This is a genomic window from Bordetella petrii (assembly GCF_020991325.1).
In the GTDB taxonomy this organism is placed as follows: domain Bacteria; phylum Pseudomonadota; class Gammaproteobacteria; order Burkholderiales; family Burkholderiaceae_B; genus Bordetella_A; species Bordetella_A petrii_E.
The window spans coordinates 25,710-43,655 of sequence record NZ_JAJMLX010000007.1; the positions used below are offsets into that span (position 1 = coordinate 25,710).

Consider the following 17,946-nt stretch of genomic DNA (forward strand, 5'->3'; position numbering starts at 1 on the left):
TCAGCTAGCCTATCCCGAGTAAGACATTAAAACAGCATTCACACACATTAAAAGTTCACCTTAATCATCAACTAGAAGAAAGCTGATTAACTTTCCCGGATACGACTTCGCATGAGTCAAAGGCGAAGTGGACACAGATAGAGCGCTCTCAGCGTCCAAGAAACCTGCGTGATATGCGGCCTTTATACTTTCAGATGAAATACGGCTGAAGCCTTCTTTCATGGTTTTCGATATATCATCATGAGTCATTGTTCGTGAGCAAAATTTTTCGGCTCTATTATAAAAAAATTTCGGAGCCCCATTCGCGACTTCATCCACAGACCCGAATATTTGATACTCTGATAAATCATCTGAAGTGAGCCCACCACCCAAAAAAGTCGACCTTTCTTCCACATAATCTGATGCCATGTTCTTTTCAGATGATTCGAATGGGCATACGGCCAGGTCCGGATTAGCTGCAATCAGCATGTCCGTGACAATACTTCTATCTCCTTTCGCGGGCGTAGGAAATGGATTTAACTCCGAGCGGGTCAGCCCAACCAATTCCCTCTGCATAAGAGGTCGCAGGCCTGTCATAGCGGACAAAGTCGAGCGGCCTGCATGTATGGCATTTCGAAATGCCAAATAATGCCATTCCGAGCCAGTTTTATCATTTGGAGCTACTCCAAGTGCTCTTAGCCCTTTCTGAGCTTGAGCGATAAAAGCATCTCGGACGTCATGACTTTTAATATGATTTCCAATCCTGGCCACAGCACGCCAGCCGTACATTCCTTTGTACACCTCGGCCCCAAAACCACCAAAACTAAAAATTCCAATGGGCTTCAATGAAAATGTCGAGCTCGCCAGAAAATCATAAATCCCGGCATTCCCCAACAACCATAGGGAAAAGGGGTTAGTCACTTTATCTTTATCTTTTCGTTTTATATTTGGATCCCGCAACCCCAAAGGAAAATTAAATCGGGCACTCAAATTCGAAACTACATCATAGTCTTTTTTATGTGCTGGTGTCGTATTCGTGCAATTAAAAATTGCTAAGTCTCGCACTGCAGGGCTGGCAAGAGCACAAGCTAAAATCACGCGAGAATCAGTTCCGCCAGACAGAGCAATGCGAACGGTGTTGACAGAAATAGCAGAAAGAGTATGCGTTAGGCTCGCTATACGACGAACCGACTCCTTGATAGTTTCGGCATAAGACACTCCCATAGGAGAATAAAAGAAATCATTTACTGTCCTTCGGGAAACAGTAGCATTTAAATCATCGCCATATTCGATCTGCAATTTACCGCCAACTTGAATGTACTTTATCTGATCTATTAATGTATCTGCACTAAGCAATTGCCCTGCCATAGTGTTTCCCCATGAGCGGGCAATTGCGACCTCATCATTTAAAGATCGAGGCAAATTCAAGGCTTGGCGCAAGTTGGCCAGCATAAATAAAGAATCAGATACTGCAATAACACCCTTTTCCGCGAAATACAGCATTGAACACATTGCAAAAGTGTCATTGGAAACTATTGCTCGATGCTCATCCCAAGTCATACTGACATAGCATCCCTCTACCGGTTCTTTGGCCAGATTCGCTCTTGAGAATCTCTCATAGAACTCCGAACGTCCTTTTTCTCCAAAGAAGACAGCCTCCTCACGGTAACTTACACCCATCCCTTTAAACAGAGATCTTCGCACTCCATTAAAATCGTCATGGGCGTTTTTCGCTATATATAATAAATTCGTGTCCTCGGAAATTCTGGCTTGGGCGATCTCGGAAACATCGCTCATCGCACTATTAATCCATGCCTCAATTCTCTTTAAAAACGGTTTTTTCGATATGATAATCAAATAGTTAGACATCTGCCACCCAATAGCCTATAAACATGTTCTTCGATAGCGCATAGAGACGCGCCCGTCAAAATTTCGTGTCAGCCTGACTACGCGGCTTCTAAACTTTTATCATCATCTTGATTCAGCAGCCTGTATGGGTCGGATTTGTACCTCTACGGGGCATATATTCGCTGTGCATTCATCGTCCGCATCACTTTACAACCTTTGCCGATTTCTGGGACACGAACATAGGTTGGGCGTGTCATGGCCGATTGATCGGAATTTTCTACCTTATTATTTTCATAGCGATTGTCCCAAGAAGGACATTCCACGTCTGTCTTTGAGCAATTCTTGCTCTTGGCTCGATTGCAGTACCACTCATCAAAAATCGCCCCGGTACGCATATTTCGAAAAACGTTTCCGGAAGCCATATTCCCATTAGATTCGTCTCTCATGCGGATTGGAGACCCGCAGGCACCATCAAACGTATTTCCCATAATTTTATTATGGCTCGAATGGTGTGCCATATAGATAGTGTGCAGGCCATCACATTTCTTATTTCTTATTTCGATAAATTCGTTGTTTTCAATAATGTTATTTCTAGAATTTACGAATCGAATGGCCGCCATACTGCGTGTCGCTCGAGGGGCAGAAATTTGACCTATTCTACGAAAACTCATATTCCGTATAGTATTCCCCCCAAGGTGAACATCCGGGTTCTCTCGATCTCCATTGAACGACATAGCAGTAAGATAATTTATCACTGCCAGATTACTAAAGGAAAATTTTGCCTCATGCTGAGATGCCCCTTTTAGTATGAACCACGTCCCTCCTCCTTTTCCATCAAAAACCGGCTTTGAACCGCCATTTTGTTCAGAAGTAATCTCAAAATATGTGTTTGGCGGAGGCTCGCCAAGCTTTATCCTTTGCTTAGAATAACGGCCAGGAGCAATTTCAATTCGAATATGACTACCGCTGGTTTTTTCTCCTTCCGCATAAGCTCTCTCCATTGCATGCTGCAGGGTAGCTAGTGCCGTTTCAGCAGTCTCACCGCTGTTACTGTCGCTACCTTTAGGGCCAACGTAAAGAGTTATAGCCGGCGCCGCTGTGCAAACAGAAATACCAAACAGAACCAGAAAAAAAATGCGCAAAATACTTGAAGGTATCATGCTTGCCACCTTTTTAATAAATAATTCATATTTCTACACCATGAAGTAATTGCGCGATGGAAATAGGATTAAATCTTATGCTTTTTTCTGGCCTCTTTATACAGCAGAGATATTTCAAGAGTTTGGCTTTTCTTAACAAGACAAAATTTAACAGGCTTGAGCCATCATAACAATGCTTTTCCTTCAAGCCTCATTTTGTAACGGATGCACAATTTTTGCATGCGTATGGTTTATACCGCTTAAGAAACACAGCGGTCTGCACCCCTTTTTCCCTAGGTATCAGGCCAAGCAAGCCCGTTTAGTCGAGGATTAGTCGCCCACCCAGGGCGCCCTATTGGCCATCGTTACACTAGACGTAGCGACATTGCTCCATGCACAATGGAAACTTCCCACACAACCCAAGTGAGAGGTTCTCATGACCCAAGAAGGTGCTCCTAAGATTCTTACCACAAAGGAAATCGCACTGGAGCTAGTCAAGTCAGCAATTCAGAGCGGCGTTCTGAATCATTCTACTCTTCTTGTTCAGGGCGAGACACCGGCGAAAACAGCCGTATCTAAAGCTGCTGTCGATGCTGTGTATATGGTGCGGTTGCTGCAAAGCACGATTGATCGGCTTGAGCAAATTCCGGGTAAATAAAAGTGCCAAGGCTGCAGAGGATGGAGCGCCTTCCATACGGATGCCCTTGAAGGCGCACCAACTCCAGCATGGCTGGGCAACTAGTCCACGACAAGCCCTGGGCTCCTTAACATGCTGCCATGGATTCATAGCGAATCCACGAGGCCTCATTGGTAGCTTTCGCACGCCGAATGGGTGTCGATATTAGATACACCCGTGATTCAACACATGCGCCTCTGCTTTGCTGACGTCAAGGAAGCCACCACGGCTTCACTATGCTGATTAAAAGGCGCCTAATTTCGCCCATGCCAAGGAATTGCGCGAGCCATCAAATGCCGCATCAATAAGTCGAAGGTTAGAGCGAACAAACCGATCACGGCAATGCCCATGATTACTGTATCGCTTGCCAAGAACTGGGCAGCGTTCAACACCATGAAACCTAGCCCTCGATCTGCCGCGACCATCTCTGCCGCCACCAATGTAGTCCAGCCCACGCCTATGCCGATGCGCATGCCAGTAAAAATATCTGGCAAGGCCGCTTTCAAAATGACGTATAAAACGATCTGCGGCGAACTTCCCCCCATTGAGTAGGCCGCGTGTATTTGCTCAATCGAAACTGATCGCACACCTGCACGCGCTGCTATCGCCATCGGAGCAAAGATCGCCAAATAAATGAGCAGAATCTTGGGGAACTCTCCTATTCCAAACCAAATAATAATGATGGGAAGATACGCTAAAGGAGGTAGCGGGCGATAAAACTCAATTATAGGATCGAAAAAACCGCGCATATAACGGTTCACGCCCATCAGAATGCCGACAGGAATTGCGGTGGCGCATGCCAAAAAAAATGCGCCAAACACTCGTATTAAACTCGCCTTTGCGTGCTCCAGCAGTGTAGATCCAGCTATTCCGTCAGTCATCGCAACTACCAACTTCTTGCCTACGGCTGCGGGCGATGGCAGAAAAAGAGGCTTTACCCACCCCATAGAAGTCGCCAGGATCCAAAGCCCTACCAGTATTGCGACCGTAATGATGCTGATATGTTCGCTGCGCCCTGAGCCAGGAGACCCATAAGCAGCGCCAGCCGTAGTTTTTTCTCGTTTCAAGAGCGGCCAGAACTTAGGCATTACGCGCCTCGATGCAACTGCTTCCTCGCTCATCTCCATAAATTATACTGAGTATGCGTTCTCGCATAGCAATAAAACTCGAGCTTGATTTGATACCGCGACTGTCGCGATTTTCAAGATAATCACGATTGAAATTTAACTCAAATGTATGAGTGATGCGACCAGGTCGTGGTGACATTACGATCAGCCTGGAACCGAGGAATAACGCCTCTTCGACACTATGGGTAATAAAGAAGAACATTTTCTCGGTTTGGTGCCAAATACGCAGTAGTAGTTCCTGGATGGTCTCACGCGTCAGAGCATCAAGTGCCGCCATGGGCTCATCCATCAGCAGCATGGCCGGATCGCAGGTCAGGGCGCGAGCAATACCAACACGCTGCTGCATTCCGCCAGAAAGTTGATAGATCATATGTTGGTGAAAGTCCTGTAGGCCTACTAGTTCCAAGTTCTCCATAGCTCGCGCGCGGCGGTGGGCGCGAGGGACCCCCTGCAGTTTGAGACCAAACTCGGTGTTATCCAGCACGTTTAGCCAAGGTAGCAATGCATGCTTCTGGAAAACAACGCCACGGTCCGCACCCGGGCCTTGGATAGGTTGGCCGGCCAACGTAATTCGCCCCTGCGATGGAGATAAAAACCCAGCCAACAAATTGAGCAGCGTCGTCTTGCCGCAGCCGGATGCTCCCAACGCGACCACAAACTCTCCCGGCTCTATATTGAGATTGACCCCCTGCAATGCCACGACAGGCTCACTGTCATGAACGCCCGGGTACGTAACGCCAACGTCTTCGGCACGCAGCGTCCGGATATTGGGTGGGCTGATAGTCGACGACATGTTCATATGTGGTTTCTGGGGCCTGAAGAGCGGGTGGCCATCATTGCGCAACAGCTTGCGCATAGCTGGCATTCACGTGCTTTATATAGTCCGGTAGCGTCGAGTCGATTTGCTTCTGTTCTTTCAAGAACTGTGCATTAGCAACAAGCGCCTTGGCAGCGCCGGACTCTTTCCCACTTCCCAACCACTGGGGGGAGATCTGCTCCTCTGCAGTGGGGAAACCAAGCAGCTTCAAAGCTTGGACGATATCGTCAGGTTTTCCACCAATCAATTTGACCATGCCCTGCACCTGCGGCGAATCAGGAGTCCAGTCCGCACCATGAGCCCGATACTCAGCATATGCTTCTGCGAGCACCCGCGTGAAAGCTGCCATGAACTCAGGATTCTTTTGGGCCCATGCCTTGTCAACTACTAAACCATCAAAAGTCGGCACGCTGGCTTTGCCAATCGATTCCGAGTCTGCGATCGTCTTACCCGACGCCTGCAATTCGACCAAGGCTGGAGGCCATACGTAAGCAGCATCAATGTCACCACGCTGCCATGCAGCCACGATCTGAGGCGGCTGCATATTCAAGATGCGCAGTTCACGGGGATCAATCCCCCACAGTCTATTCAAAGCCACCAATAGATGAAAATGCGAGGTGGAAACGAATGGCGTGGCCACGCGCTTACCCTTCAAGTCCTGAGGATTATTAATTCCAGATCCGTTGCGGGCCACCAAAGCCTCGGATTGGCCGATATCGTCCAGAATCCAGAACAACTCCATATCCACCCCGCGCGTGGCAGCGGCAGTGATGCCGGTGGATCCGAGCACGCCCACCGGCACTCGCCCAGAGGCAAGCGCTGTCGAAATATCACCTGCGGAGGAGAACTGGCGCCAGTCCACCTCGTAACCAGCCTGCCTCAATGCTTTGTCGAAGCTGCCATCCGCAATAGCAGAGAGAAACGGGCCTACGATCAACTGGTAACCCACAACCAATTTAGTCTGAGCGTGGGCAGTACACGCCATTAGCAACGAAAACACTAAACCGGCAAGCGTGCAGAAACGGACAAGATGAGACTTCAGTGGCATGACAAGCTCCTTGAATGGCGGCGCGCGGGCAATGCTAACAGACCTGGACTCGACTATTCGTAACCAGTTCTCCCAATTGGCAGTGAACCTAAAGCAATTTACGCGACCGTCGTCTAAACACCTTCAATAGTTACCGCCAACGCTCCTGCAGATCACTACCCACCCCAGACTGCAAGCCGCTCTCCGAATGGCTATTCAGCAACTTTGCGCCAATGGGTCGACCGACCCTTGATCTCTGCCGGATATCGGTAATAACGGGTTGGTGGTGAGGATGCGCGCCGACTGCCATTTCGTCTTCATGGTCAGTGGTGTAAGTGGCGGCGGGATGCCTGCATTAAGCCCCAAAGAAAGGCTGCTAAGCCTCAGATGAGTTACGAATCATGCCAACCAGCCAACACCAGGATGGCATGTAGCCTGGCAACATCTGTGCCAAAAGCACGAAATCATCACATCAAAATGAATCAAATAAATTTAAAATATCTCAAATGTTACAACAGCCAATCGACACTGAAACACACACAAGACCAAAAGCAGCTCACTTTTCACACTATATTGAAATTTATAGAGATATTTTGAGCCTTATCCCTTAACAAATAAAAATAATTTGAAATTAACATCTCAATATCTTCCTATAGCCTTCGTCGCAGTAACTCCATTTCGGATTGTGTGAGTGGCAGTTACCTGCAGGACCGTTCCGCCCTGCATGACAGCAAGCTTTCCATATGGGAGAAAGATGATGTCGCCGCCCTCCTAGCGCGCCCGTAGCCCGTCTCTCGACCGCAGCGCGCCCCCTACAGATCCTATCTTGATTGCCATCTCACAGCATGGCAGCGGGACAGCCTGCGCCCTCGAGCAACTCACATGTTGCGGGTATTGCACAATTTATTTCAGTGCATGCAGGCCTCCATGCCCTACCCGCCTCGGATAACGAAAGAAACCCTAGAGGTGCTTCATGGCAACAATCAATCTTGGCATCGGCAATGCGACCCAGACTGTCGATCAGGGAACCTATGAAGGCGACTCGTTGACAGTAAACGTCAACCTGATCAACAGCTCGACGTTGAATGTCACCAACACGGGCGGCTCTACCGACGTCCTGGAAATCAACCAGACGCTGGGCTTGGGTATCGCTGGCAACCACACCATCAACGTGGGAGAAAACGCCAGTGTAGAACTCACAGGCCTGGCTGGCGTCAGTGCGCTGACCACGTTCAATTACAACCTGGCGGAAGGCGCCAGCATGGAGATGACGCCTGCGTTCCTGAACGTGGGCCTGTTGAACACCGTTAACGTCAACATGGATGGCGACGGCAGTTCCACGCTGATTTTCGACGCCACCGGTGTCAACCTGGACGTCTCCACGCCGCCGAATATCACGGGCATTACCGAAGGCGACCAGATTCAGGTTATTGGGGCCACTGGCGGCTCGTATGTAGGCGACGAATTGGTGTTCACGAACGACCTCGGCGTCGTGGTGGGCCGGTTCGGAGCCGAAGGCCTGGATCCAGCCCTGGTCACGTTCGAAGGCGGCAACATGACCTACGCCTGCTACCTGAAAGGCACGCACATTGCCACGCCGGACGGGGAAACCAAGGTGGAAGACCTGAAAGCGGGCGACAAGGTGCTGACGGCAAGCGGCGGCGTGGCCACGGTGAAGTGGCTGGGCTATCGCACGCTGCGCAAGTCGCGCATTCCGGCCAAGGACGCCATCCGCGCCTTCCCGGTGGTGATCCAGAAGGGTGCCTTCGCGCAGAACGTGCCGTTTCGTGACCTGACCCTGTCGCCGGGGCACCACGTGTTCTTCGACGGCAAGCTGGTGCCGGCCATGCTGCTGGTGAATGGCAAGACCATTACGCAGGACTTCGCGCGCCCGGTGTTCGAATACTTCCACGTAGAGCTGGAAAGCTTCGACATCCTGCTGGCCGAAGGCGTGCCGGCCGAGTCGTATGTGGATACGGGCAACCGCTCCATGTTCCAGAATGCGGCCAGCGTGGCCATGCACCCCGACTTCGGGCCGGCCGAAGGACGGCCGCAGGTCGAAGGCATCGAGGTGCTGCGCTCGGGCCCCGTGCTCGAGGCGCTGCGCAAGCATCTGCTGAAGCGCGCCGAGACGCTGACCCAGTCGATGCGTGTGCAAGAGCCGGATCTGCGCGTAGAGGTGAATGGCCAGGAAGTGCGCCCGGAAACGGCCGGCCAGTTGGAAGGCGTGATGCGCTTTGTGTTGCCGGCCGGCGTGCAAGCCAGCGACTTGCGCATTCTGTCGCGCTCGTCGGTGGTGCGTGACACCACGGCGCATCCGCGCCGCGACCTGCGCCAGGTGGGTGTGGGCCTCGCCCGCATTACCATCGAGGACGAGGCGGGCCGCCGCGATATCGACCTGCTGGACAGCGGCCTGGCCGGACTGCATCCGGTGCAGGACGTGCACGGTGTGGCCATGCGCTGGACGAACGGCAAGGCGGTAATTCCCGCCGCGGTGCACGGCGCCCAGGGCCAGGCGGTGCTGGAACTGCATGTGCTGCGCACCTACTCGTACTGGGCGGAGCGCAAGCGCGCGGCTTGATACGGCCTTTCAAATAGATAGTTCTGTATGTTCTTGCAAAGGCGGCTTCGGCCGCCTTTTTTTATGGCTGCTGCTTCGCCTGCTGCGCGGCTTGCCGTAGCCAGGCCGTGGCCAGGTCGCTCAGGGCGATATCGCGCCGTTGGGCATCCGCCTGGTCGCTGTTGGCCCAGATCAGGTACGGGGTGGTGCCGGCGGGTTCGCCCAGGGCCTGGTAGACGCCGGCCATGATGGGCACGTGGTCGCCAAACACGCACAGGCTGGCTGGCCGGCCCCTGCCCCGCAGCCCGTCGGCCAGCATGCCGAACATGGCGTCGGCGTTGCGCAGGTGGCGCGCATACACGACCAGGTCGTCACAACCGGCGGGCAATGCCGCGCGGGTGGTGGCCTGGTGGTCGGCGTGGCCGGCTTTTTCCCAATGCAGCGGGCCATGGTTTTCCATGGTGATCAGGTGCAGGTAGATGGGCCGAGGGTCGGCATCATTCAACAGGCTTAGGGCTTTGCGCGCCACTTCGGCGTCGCCGATGTAGGGGCCGGTATTCGGGCTGCCGGTGAAGGCGTCCAGGCTGATGAAGGTGTCGAAGCCCAGCAGCGGCAGGATGGTGTCGCGCCGGTAGAAGCCCGGGTGATACGGATGTATGCACACGGTGCGATAGCCCTGCTGGCGCAGGTGGTTGGCCAGTGCCGGCACGCCCTGCCTGGCCAGGCGGCGGTAGGGTTGGAAGCGGTGTACGCCCAGCGATTCGGCGGGCAGCCCGGTCAGGAATTCGAATTCGCTGCGCACGGTGTTGGCGCCCCAGGCGGGCACGCTGGTCTGCCCGTACTGCCAGGACTCGGCGCACAGTTTGTCGAAACCGGCCAGCAGCTCGGGGCGCAAGGCTGGGTAGAACGGCCTGGGGTCGAAGAAGGATTCGCTTTGTACCGAGACCAGGTCGGGCAAGGCAGCGCCGGGCGGGAATACCGGCCACGGGACGGGCGCAAGCGCCGGGGCCAGCCTTTCGGCGCGGGCGTAGGCCCACAGGCAGGCCAATAGGCCGTGCGCGCGCAGGTCGGCGATGGCGTCGTAGGCCATGGGCCCGGGCCGGGCCCGGCACAGCCATGCACCCGCCAGGGCCAGCGCGGCAACCACTGCCAGGTACGCGCCTGCGCTGCCCATCTGGCTGGGCAGGCTGGTTTCGTAGCGAAAGGCGGCAATGCAGGCCAGCGCGAATACCAGGGGCGGCAGCACGGCCGACCACACGTTCAGGAACGGCAGGTACAGGCGCGGATGGCGGATGGCATCGGTGAAGTACTCGAAGTCGGCGTAGACGAAGGGTTCGCGCAGGGATTTGTACTTGGCGTTGCTGACCACCACGATGACCAGTTCCAGCGCCAGGGCGTTGATGGCCGCGAACACCGGCCTTTGGTACAGCAACAGCGTGAAGGCGAAGGCCAGGGTCCAGGTGCCGGTATGGGCGGCCCAGGCGGCGGGCGGCCTGCGCCACGGGGCCGCGGGGCGCGGCTGCAGCAATGCTTCGACGACCCAGGAAAGCAGCAGCCCGCCCAGGTAGGCGGCGGCCAGCGCGCCGGCCCAGGAATCAGCCACGATAGCCCAGCCGTTTCAGTATCCATCCCGACACGGCGGGATGGATGACGGACAGCAGGAAGCACCCCAGGTTCAGCGGAAACGGAAAACTGATGCGCGCCTTGTTGGCGGCCAGGCCGCGCCGGATGATGCGCGCGGCCTTGTCCGCCTTCCACAGAAAGGGCTTGGGGCCGGGCATGTCGAAGCACATTTGCGATTCCACGTACCCCGGCATGATGACGTTGATGTTTACGCCCTCGCCCGCCAGCAGGTCGCGCATGGCTTCGCCATACACTTTCACGGCGGCCTTGCTGGCGCTGTAGCTGGGTGTTTCGGGCAGGCCGCGCCAGGCGGCCAGCGAACTGACCAAAGCGATTTGCCCGCTGCGCCGCGCGCGCATGGCGGGCAGGCTGGCATGCACGGTAGCCAGTGCGGCTTTGACGTTTACGTCGAACAGGCCGTGCATGTCGCTCCAGGTTTCCCCCTGCTGCCCGGGGCCGGTATTGATGTTGACGCCCGCATTGGCGATGACCAGGTCGGGGGCTTCGGTGGCGCCCATTTCGGTCAGCCACTGGATCAAGGCGTCGTGGTCGCGCACGTCCAGTTCATGCAGTACGACGCGCGCGCCCAGTTGGCCGCAGGCCTGGGCCAGTTCGTCCAGGCGGCCGCGGTTGCGCCCCTGCAGGATCAGCGTGGCCGTGCCGGCGCGGGCGTATTCCAGCGCCAGGGCGCCGCCTATGCCGCCGGTGGCGCCGGTGATCAGCACGCAGGCGGGCACATGGGAAAAATTTGCGGAAACAGGCGTCATGCGGAATAGAACGATGAAGTTGCCGCTGGCGCTTGGGCACGGCGGAAACGACACCGGCTTCCCGCCAGGGGAAGCCGGTGGAACTGTCGACCGGGGCAGGCGCCCTTATTCAAGCAGGCTGCGCAGCATCCAGGCGTTCTTTTCGTGGATGTCCATGCGCTGGGTCAGCAGGTCGGCCGTGGGCTGGTCGTTGGCGCCATCGGCTTTGTCGAAGGCGGCGCGGGCCGTCTTGGAAACGGCTTCGTTGCCCTTGACCAGCAGGCGCACCATTTCCATGGCGTCGGGCACGTCGCCCGGTTCGGCAATGGACGACAGCTTGGCGAATTCGCGGTACGTGCCGGGGGCATGCACGCCCAGGGCGCGGATGCGCTCGGCGATGTCGTCCAGCGCGGCCCATTCTTCGGAATACTGGGTCATGAACATCTGGTGCAGCGTGTTGAACAGCGGACCGGTGACGTTCCAGTGGAAATTGTGCGTCATGAGGTACAGCGTGTAGGAATCCGCCAGCACCTTGGAAAGCTCGCCCGCGATCGCGGTGCGATCTTTGTCGGAAATACCGATGTTGATGCGAACGGCGGTGGCGCCGGCGGCTTTGGACGACTTGGCCATGTAGTGCTCCTTTATCTAAGGACAGGGACTGAGGAAGAATACCACTGAAGAGATTCGCTTATGCGGTAGCCGCTTCGTTGGCCAGCATCTTTACGCCCGGCAGATCGCATTCGTACACGGCCTGGGCCAGGGCTTCGATGGCGGCCAGGCGCGGGAAGCTGCGGCGCCACGCCAACACCACGCGGCGTTCGGGCGGATGGCCTTCGAACGGCAGGTAGCGCAGCAGCGCCTTGGGCTGCGGGGTTTCGGGAATGGCGGTGACGGGCAGCACGGTGACGCCGATGCCGGCGGCCACCATGTGGCGTATGGTTTCCAGCGACGAGCCTTCGAAGGTGCGCTGGATGCCGTCGCTGGCCGCGGAAAAGCGCGACAGCTCGGGACAGACTTCCAGCACCTGGTCGCGGAAGCAATGGCCGGTGCCCAGCAGCAGCATGGTCTGCTGCTTCAGGTCTTCGGAACTGATGGCTTCGCGGCCGGCCCATTCGTGGTCGCGGGGCACGGCCACGACGAAGGGTTCGTCGTATAGCGGCTGGGTGACCAGCCCGGCTTCGGGCAACGGCAAGGCCATGATGGCGCAGTCGATTTCGCCCTGGCGCAGCAGTTCCACCAGGCGCAGGGTGAAATTTTCCTGCAGCAGCAGCGGCATTTGCGGGGTACGGGCAATTTGCAGGGGCACCAGGCGCGGCAGCAGGTAGGGGCCGATGGTATGGATGACGCCCACGCGCAGCGGCCCGGCCAGCGGGTCGTGGCCCTGGCGGGCGATTTCCTTGATGCTGGCGCTTTCTTCCAGCACCTTCTGCGCCTGCGTGACGATGCGCTGGCCGATGGCGGTTACGCCCACTTCGGCGCCGCCCCGTTCAAACAGCGTGACCCCCAATTCGTCTTCCAGTTTGCGGATGGCCACCGATAGCGTGGGCTGGCTGACGAAGCAGGCTTCGGCGGCACGCCCGAAATGCCGCTCGCGCGCTACCGCAACGATGTATTTGAGTTCGGTCAGAGTCATGGCAATGCGTACCTTGTATGGAACGAGCTTTGACGACGGGAAAGACAATTAGGTTTCATGTGCGCAGGAAGTCTTCTCGACCACGCATCCAGCGCGCCAGGTGTGCCTGCACGGCGGCGGGATGTTCGGCGCGCAGCCAGGCGGCGGCGTCGCGGGCCTGCTCGGCAATGCCGGTGTCGGATTCCAGGTCGGCGAAGCGCAGCAGCGCCATGCCCGATTGGCGCGTGCCCAGGAACTCACCGGGACCGCGCTGCTCCAGGTCGCGGCGGGCGATCTCGAAACCGTCGGACGTTTCGAACATGGCCCGCAGCCGTTGGCGCGCCACTTGCGACAAGGGCGATTGGTACAACAGCACGCACACGGATTCGGCGCTGCCCCGCCCCACCCGGCCGCGCAGCTGGTGCAGCTGGGCCAGGCCGAAACGTTCGGCGTGTTCGATGACCATGAGCGATGCATTGGGCACGTCCACGCCCACTTCGATGACGGTGGTGGCCACCAGCAGGTCGATTTGCCCGTCGCGGAAGGCCTGCATGACGGCGGCCTTGTCGGCCTGGGGCAGGCGTCCGTGCACCAGGCCCAGCCGCAGGTCGGGCAGTTCGGCGCACATGGCGTCATAAGTGTCGACCGCGGTTTGCAACTGCAGGGCTTCGCTTTCTTCGACCAGCGGGCACACCCAATAGGCCTGCCGGCCTTGGCGCACGGCATTGGCAATATGGGCGATGACTTCTTCGCGGCGGTTGTCGGACACCAGTTTGGTAACCACCGGCGTGCGCCCGGGCGGAAGTTCGTCGATGACGGAAACGTCCAGGTCGGCGAAGAATGTCATGGCCAGCGTGCGCGGAATGGGGGTGGCGCTCATGTTCAACTGGTGCGGCACGATGCGGCCTTGCGGGGCTTCGCCCTTGCGCGTCAGCGCCAGGCGCTGGCCCACGCCGAAACGGTGCTGTTCGTCGACGATGGACAGGCCAAGGCGTTGGAATTCGACGTGGTCCTGGATCAGGGCCTGGGTGCCCACCACCAGTTGCACGCTGCCGTCGGCCGCGCTGGCGGCCGCCTGGCGGCGGGCCTTGGCGGTTTGGCTGCCGCTAAGCCAGGCCACGTTCACGCCCAGCGGCTGCAGCCAGGACACCAGCTTGTGGAAGTGTTGTTCAGCCAGGATTTCGGTGGGCGCCATCAATCCCACCTGGGCGCCACAGGCAATGGCCTGGGCGGCGGCGATGGCCGCCACCACGGTTTTGCCGCTGCCCACGTCGCCTTGCAGCAGGCGGTGCATGGGGTACGGCTGGGCCAGGTCGGCGGCTATTTCCCGCACCACGCGTTGCTGCGCGGCGGTTAATTGAAATGGCAGCGCGGCGTACAGGCGCTGCACCAGGCCGCCCTGCCCGCTTGCGGCCGGCAGGGGTTCGGCCTGGATGGTACGCCGCGCCGCACGCGCGGCGGCCAGCGACAGCTGCTGGGCCAGCAGTTCGTCGAATTTAATACGCGTCCAGGCGGGGTGGCCGCGTTCGATCAGGTCTTGCTCGGACACGCCCGGCGGGGGGGCATGCAGCAGGCGTATGGCGGGTTCGAATGGCATCAGGCCGTAGCGCTGCAGCGCCGCCGGCGGCAGCGTGTCGCTCAGGTCGGCCTGCTGCAGGGCCTGGGTGATGGCTTTGCGCAGCGAAGGCTGGGACAGCCCGTCGGTGCTGGGGTATACCGGTGTCAGCGCGTCGGGCAATGGCGTGTCGGCGCTGCTCATGCGCGGGTGCACGATTTCGCGGCCGAACAGGCCGCCGCGTACTTCGCCGCGCGCGCGCAGCCGGCGTCCGATGGCCAGCTGTTTCTGCTGGCTGGGGTAGAAATTCAGCCAGCGCAATTGCAGTTCGCCGCTGTCGTCGGCCATGACCGCGGTCAGTTGGCGGCGCGGCCGGTACAGGATTTCGCTGCGCAGGATTTCGCCTTCTACCTGGGCGGCTGCGCCCGGGCGCAGCGAGCCGATGGGCACTACGCGGGTTTCGTCTTCGTAGCGCAACGGCAAATGCAGGATGCAATCGTCGGCCGTTATCAGGCCCAGGCTGTGCAGCTTGCGCTGCACATCTGTCAGCGACCGCCCGGCGCCCGTGGGGGCTACCGGCGCTTTGCGTGCCGCGGCGGTGGCGGGCATGAGCAGGAGCCTGGCGTTACAGGACCAGGACGGCCTCGACTTCGAACTGCGCGTTTTTTGGCAGGCTGGCCACGCCGATGGTGGAACGGGCCGGGAACGGCTGCGGGATCAGCTCGGCCATGATGGCGTTGGCGGCGGTGAACTTGTTCAGGTCGGTCAGGAACAAGGTGAGCTTGACGATGTCGTTCAGGGTGCCGCCAGCTTCTTCGATGACGGCTGTCATGTTGGCGAAAGCCTGGCGCACCTGGGCATCGAAGTTTTCGGATACCAGGTCGCCGGTACCGGGTTCCAGGCCGATCTGGCCGGACAGGTAGACGGTTTTGGTGCCCGTGGCGGCTACTGCTTGCGAGTAAGGGCCAACGGCGGCCGGGGCGTCGTCGGTATGGATGATTTGCTTGCTCATGGGCCGTATCCTTGGAAGATCAGTCGGGACAGACTGGACTATTGAAGTGTAATCAGCAATAGGCATTTGCGAAAGCGGCGGGTTGCCGCCGCGGGCGGCCGATACCCATGCTTCACCCCTGCTCTGCGCCTATTTGTTCGCGGTGTTCCAGCAGCAGATCGTAAAGCGTTTGCGCCGCCACCGACAGGCTGCGGCCCTGGCGGCGCACCAGGTACAGCGGCCGGGTCAAGGGCTTGCCGGCCAGGGGCTTGATGGCCAGTTCGTCGCGCCGGAAGTGGAACAGCGTCATGGCGGGCACCACGCTAATGCCCAGCCCCGCCGACACCAGGCCGGTGACGGTGGCCAGGTGTTCCACCTCCAGCATGGGCTGGGTGGGCGCGCCGCCCAGGGCCTCGTCCAGGTGGCGCCGCACGCTGCTGCCGCGGGCCAGCTGGATCAGGGGCCAGCGGCCCAGGTCGCGCAAGCGGATGCGCGTTTTATCGGCCAGGGGGTGGTCTTTGCGGCACACCAGGAAAAAACGGTCGGCATGCAGGAACTCGCTTTCCAGGTCGGACATGTCGGCGCGCTGCGCCGCCACCGCGAAATCGGCCGCGCCCGCCTGCACCATGTCCAGGCAGGGGTCGAGCAAGGCGTCGCGCAACTGCAGCGTGATGCCGGGGTAATCGTGGTGGAAGCGGGCCAGCAGGCCCGGCAGCCAGCCGGCGGCCAGCGAGGGCAAGGCAGCCACCGTGACGCGCCCGCGGCGCCGCGCGGCGTGGTCGCGCAAGTCTTCCACGACCACGTCGAATTCGCCCAGCAGGCGGCGGGCCGATGCGTCCAGCACGCGGCCCTCGGCCGTGAGTTCCACGTTGCGCGTATTGCGGTCGAACAGCCGCACGCCGGCGGATTCTTCCAGGGCGCGTATCAGCGCGCTGAACGCGGGTTGGGTCAGGTGGCAGCGCTGGGCGGCGCGGGTGAAGTGCTTTTCGTCGGCCAAGGCCACGAAGGCGCGCAGTTGACGGGCGGATAAATTCATAGAAATTTTGGATTAATTGATCTTATATTTCTATTTCACTTATGAAGCAAGCCTGCCTATAGTCGCCTGATCGCAAACGCGCCACGGGCGCCGCGCTATGAGACCCAAGATGGCTGCTTCTCCTTTCCTGATCGGTTGCGCAACCGGTTTTTCGGGCGACCGCACCGACGGCGCGCAGGCCGTGGTGCAAACGCTGATTGCACGCGGCGGCGGCACGCTGATCTTCGAGACCCTGGCCGAACGCACGCTGGCCCTGGCCCAGTTGGCCCGCAATGCCGACCCGGACAGCGGCTACGAACCCCTGCTACAAGACCTGCTGGCCCCCGTGCTGGCCGACTGCCTGCGCCATGGCATCCGCATCGTGAGCAATTTCGGCGCGGCCAACCCCCCGGCGGCGGCGGGTTGCATTGCCGAACTGGCGCGCCGCCAGGGCCTGCCCGCACCGCGCATCGCGGTGGTGCACGGCGATGCGCTGAACACGCCCGAACAGCGCGCCCTGCTTCGCGAACGCCTGGGGCCGCGGCTGGACGGCATGGACGTGGTCAGCGCCAACGTGTACCTGGGCGCGGCCGAGATTGCCGATGCGCTGCGGGCCGGCGCGCAGGTGGTGGTGGCCGGCCGCGTGTCTGATCCGTCGCTGACAGTGGGGCCGGCCATGGCCCATTACGGTTGGGCCATGGACGACTGGCAGAGGCTGGGGCGCGCCACCATGGCGGGCCATATGCTGGAATGCGGCCTGCAGGTCACGGGTGGATATTTCTGCGTGCCCGGCTTGAAGGAAGTGCCCGATGTGCACGCGGCCGGCTACCCCATTGCCGAGATCGACGCCGACGGCGGCTTCGTCATCGGCAAGGCCGACGGCACCGGCGGCGCGGTGGATGCGCGCACGGTAAAGGAACAGCTGCTGTATGAAGTGCACGACCCCGCGCGCTACCTGACACCCGACGTCGTGGCCGACCTGAGCGGCGCCTCGGTAGAGGTGCTGGGCCGCGACCGTGTGGCCGTGCATGGCATCACCGGACACCCCCGGCCCGAGGAACTGAAAGTCAATGTCTGCTACCGCGGCGGCTGGCTGGCCGAAGCAGAAATTTCATACGCCGGGGTGCAGGCCGAAGCCCGTGCCCGCCTGGCGGCCGACATCGTGCGGCGCCGCCTGGGCGATGCGCTGGCCGTGCGCACGGACCTGATTGGCGTGCTGAGCATTCTGGGC

At 58.8% G+C, this 17,946-nt stretch carries 15 protein-coding genes; 3 read left to right on the plus strand and 12 right to left on the minus strand.

Features of this window, described 5'->3' with window-relative positions; all coding sequences use genetic code 11:
* Positions 1-60 precede the first annotated feature (60 nt).
* The gene (locus LPZ50_RS01805) at positions 61-1,848 is read right to left on the minus strand and encodes a hypothetical protein (protein ID WP_230656902.1); all 1,788 of its coding nucleotides are present in this window, start codon (positions 1,846-1,848) and stop codon (positions 61-63) included.
* Between the two features lie 143 nt (positions 1,849-1,991).
* Positions 1,992-2,987, minus strand: coding sequence for a right-handed parallel beta-helix repeat-containing protein (locus LPZ50_RS01810; RefSeq protein ID WP_230656904.1), 996 nt, complete (start codon positions 2,985-2,987; stop codon positions 1,992-1,994).
* A gap of 415 nt (positions 2,988-3,402) precedes the next feature.
* Here LPZ50_RS01810 and LPZ50_RS01815 point away from each other — a divergent pair, with 415 nt between their 5' ends.
* Positions 3,403-3,624, plus strand: a complete 222-nt coding sequence (locus tag LPZ50_RS01815) for a hypothetical protein (RefSeq protein WP_230656905.1) — start codon at positions 3,403-3,405, stop codon at positions 3,622-3,624.
* Between the two features lie 272 nt (positions 3,625-3,896).
* Here the strand turns inward: LPZ50_RS01815 and LPZ50_RS01820 are convergent, their stop codons facing one another.
* The 3 genes from LPZ50_RS01820 to tauA are packed head-to-tail and all read right to left on the minus strand — an operon-like array spanning position 3,897 to position 6,634.
* Positions 3,897-4,730 (minus strand): ABC transporter permease subunit, encoded by an 834-nt coding sequence (locus LPZ50_RS01820; RefSeq protein WP_230656907.1) that lies wholly within the window; start codon positions 4,728-4,730, stop codon positions 3,897-3,899.
* The gene (locus LPZ50_RS01825; RefSeq protein ID WP_230656926.1) at positions 4,723-5,568 is read right to left on the minus strand and encodes a taurine ABC transporter ATP-binding protein; all 846 of its coding nucleotides are present in this window, start codon (positions 5,566-5,568) and stop codon (positions 4,723-4,725) included. Before LPZ50_RS01825 ends, LPZ50_RS01820 begins: the two co-directional genes overlap by 8 nt.
* A gap of 34 nt (positions 5,569-5,602) precedes the next feature.
* The gene (gene tauA / locus LPZ50_RS01830) at positions 5,603-6,634 is read right to left on the minus strand and encodes a taurine ABC transporter substrate-binding protein (RefSeq protein ID WP_230656909.1); all 1,032 of its coding nucleotides are present in this window, start codon (positions 6,632-6,634) and stop codon (positions 5,603-5,605) included.
* Positions 6,635-7,586: 952 nt separating this feature from the next.
* Here tauA and LPZ50_RS01835 point away from each other — a divergent pair.
* Entirely contained in the window at positions 7,587-9,194 is a 1,608-nt protein-coding gene (locus LPZ50_RS01835; RefSeq protein WP_230656911.1) for a Hint domain-containing protein, read from the plus strand.
* Between the two features lie 61 nt (positions 9,195-9,255).
* On the opposite strand, the gene LPZ50_RS01840 is transcribed toward LPZ50_RS01835, so the two are convergent.
* The 7 genes from LPZ50_RS01840 to LPZ50_RS01870 form a co-directional block, all read right to left on the minus strand.
* The gene (locus tag LPZ50_RS01840; protein WP_230656913.1) at positions 9,256-10,776 is read right to left on the minus strand and encodes an LTA synthase family protein; all 1,521 of its coding nucleotides are present in this window, start codon (positions 10,774-10,776) and stop codon (positions 9,256-9,258) included.
* Positions 10,769-11,563, minus strand: a complete 795-nt coding sequence (locus tag LPZ50_RS01845) for an SDR family NAD(P)-dependent oxidoreductase (RefSeq protein WP_230656915.1) — start codon at positions 11,561-11,563, stop codon at positions 10,769-10,771. Before LPZ50_RS01845 ends, LPZ50_RS01840 begins: the two co-directional genes overlap by 8 nt.
* A 105-nt stretch (positions 11,564-11,668) precedes the next feature.
* Positions 11,669-12,172: a Dps family protein gene (locus LPZ50_RS01850; RefSeq protein WP_230656917.1), complete on the minus strand. Its 504-nt coding sequence runs from the start codon at positions 12,170-12,172 to the stop codon at positions 11,669-11,671.
* Between the two features lie 58 nt (positions 12,173-12,230).
* Positions 12,231-13,175 carry a LysR substrate-binding domain-containing protein gene (locus LPZ50_RS01855; RefSeq protein WP_230656919.1) on the minus strand — a complete coding sequence of 315 codons (945 nt, stop codon included), beginning with the start codon at positions 13,173-13,175 and terminating at the stop codon, positions 12,231-12,233.
* A gap of 55 nt (positions 13,176-13,230) precedes the next feature.
* Positions 13,231-15,318: an ATP-dependent DNA helicase RecG gene (recG, locus tag LPZ50_RS01860; protein ID WP_230656920.1), complete on the minus strand. Its 2,088-nt coding sequence runs from the start codon at positions 15,316-15,318 to the stop codon at positions 13,231-13,233.
* A gap of 16 nt (positions 15,319-15,334) precedes the next feature.
* A complete protein-coding gene (locus LPZ50_RS01865; protein ID WP_230656922.1) occupies positions 15,335-15,721 on the minus strand; it encodes a Rid family detoxifying hydrolase in 387 nt (128 codons plus the stop codon).
* A gap of 112 nt (positions 15,722-15,833) precedes the next feature.
* A complete protein-coding gene (locus LPZ50_RS01870) occupies positions 15,834-16,736 on the minus strand; it encodes a LysR family transcriptional regulator (RefSeq protein WP_230656923.1) in 903 nt (300 codons plus the stop codon).
* A 109-nt stretch (positions 16,737-16,845) separates the two neighbouring features.
* On the opposite strand from LPZ50_RS01870, the gene LPZ50_RS01875 reads away from it, so the two are divergent.
* Positions 16,846-17,946: acyclic terpene utilization AtuA family protein (locus LPZ50_RS01875; protein ID WP_230656925.1), on the plus strand; the 1,101-nt coding region annotated here is incomplete at its 3' end.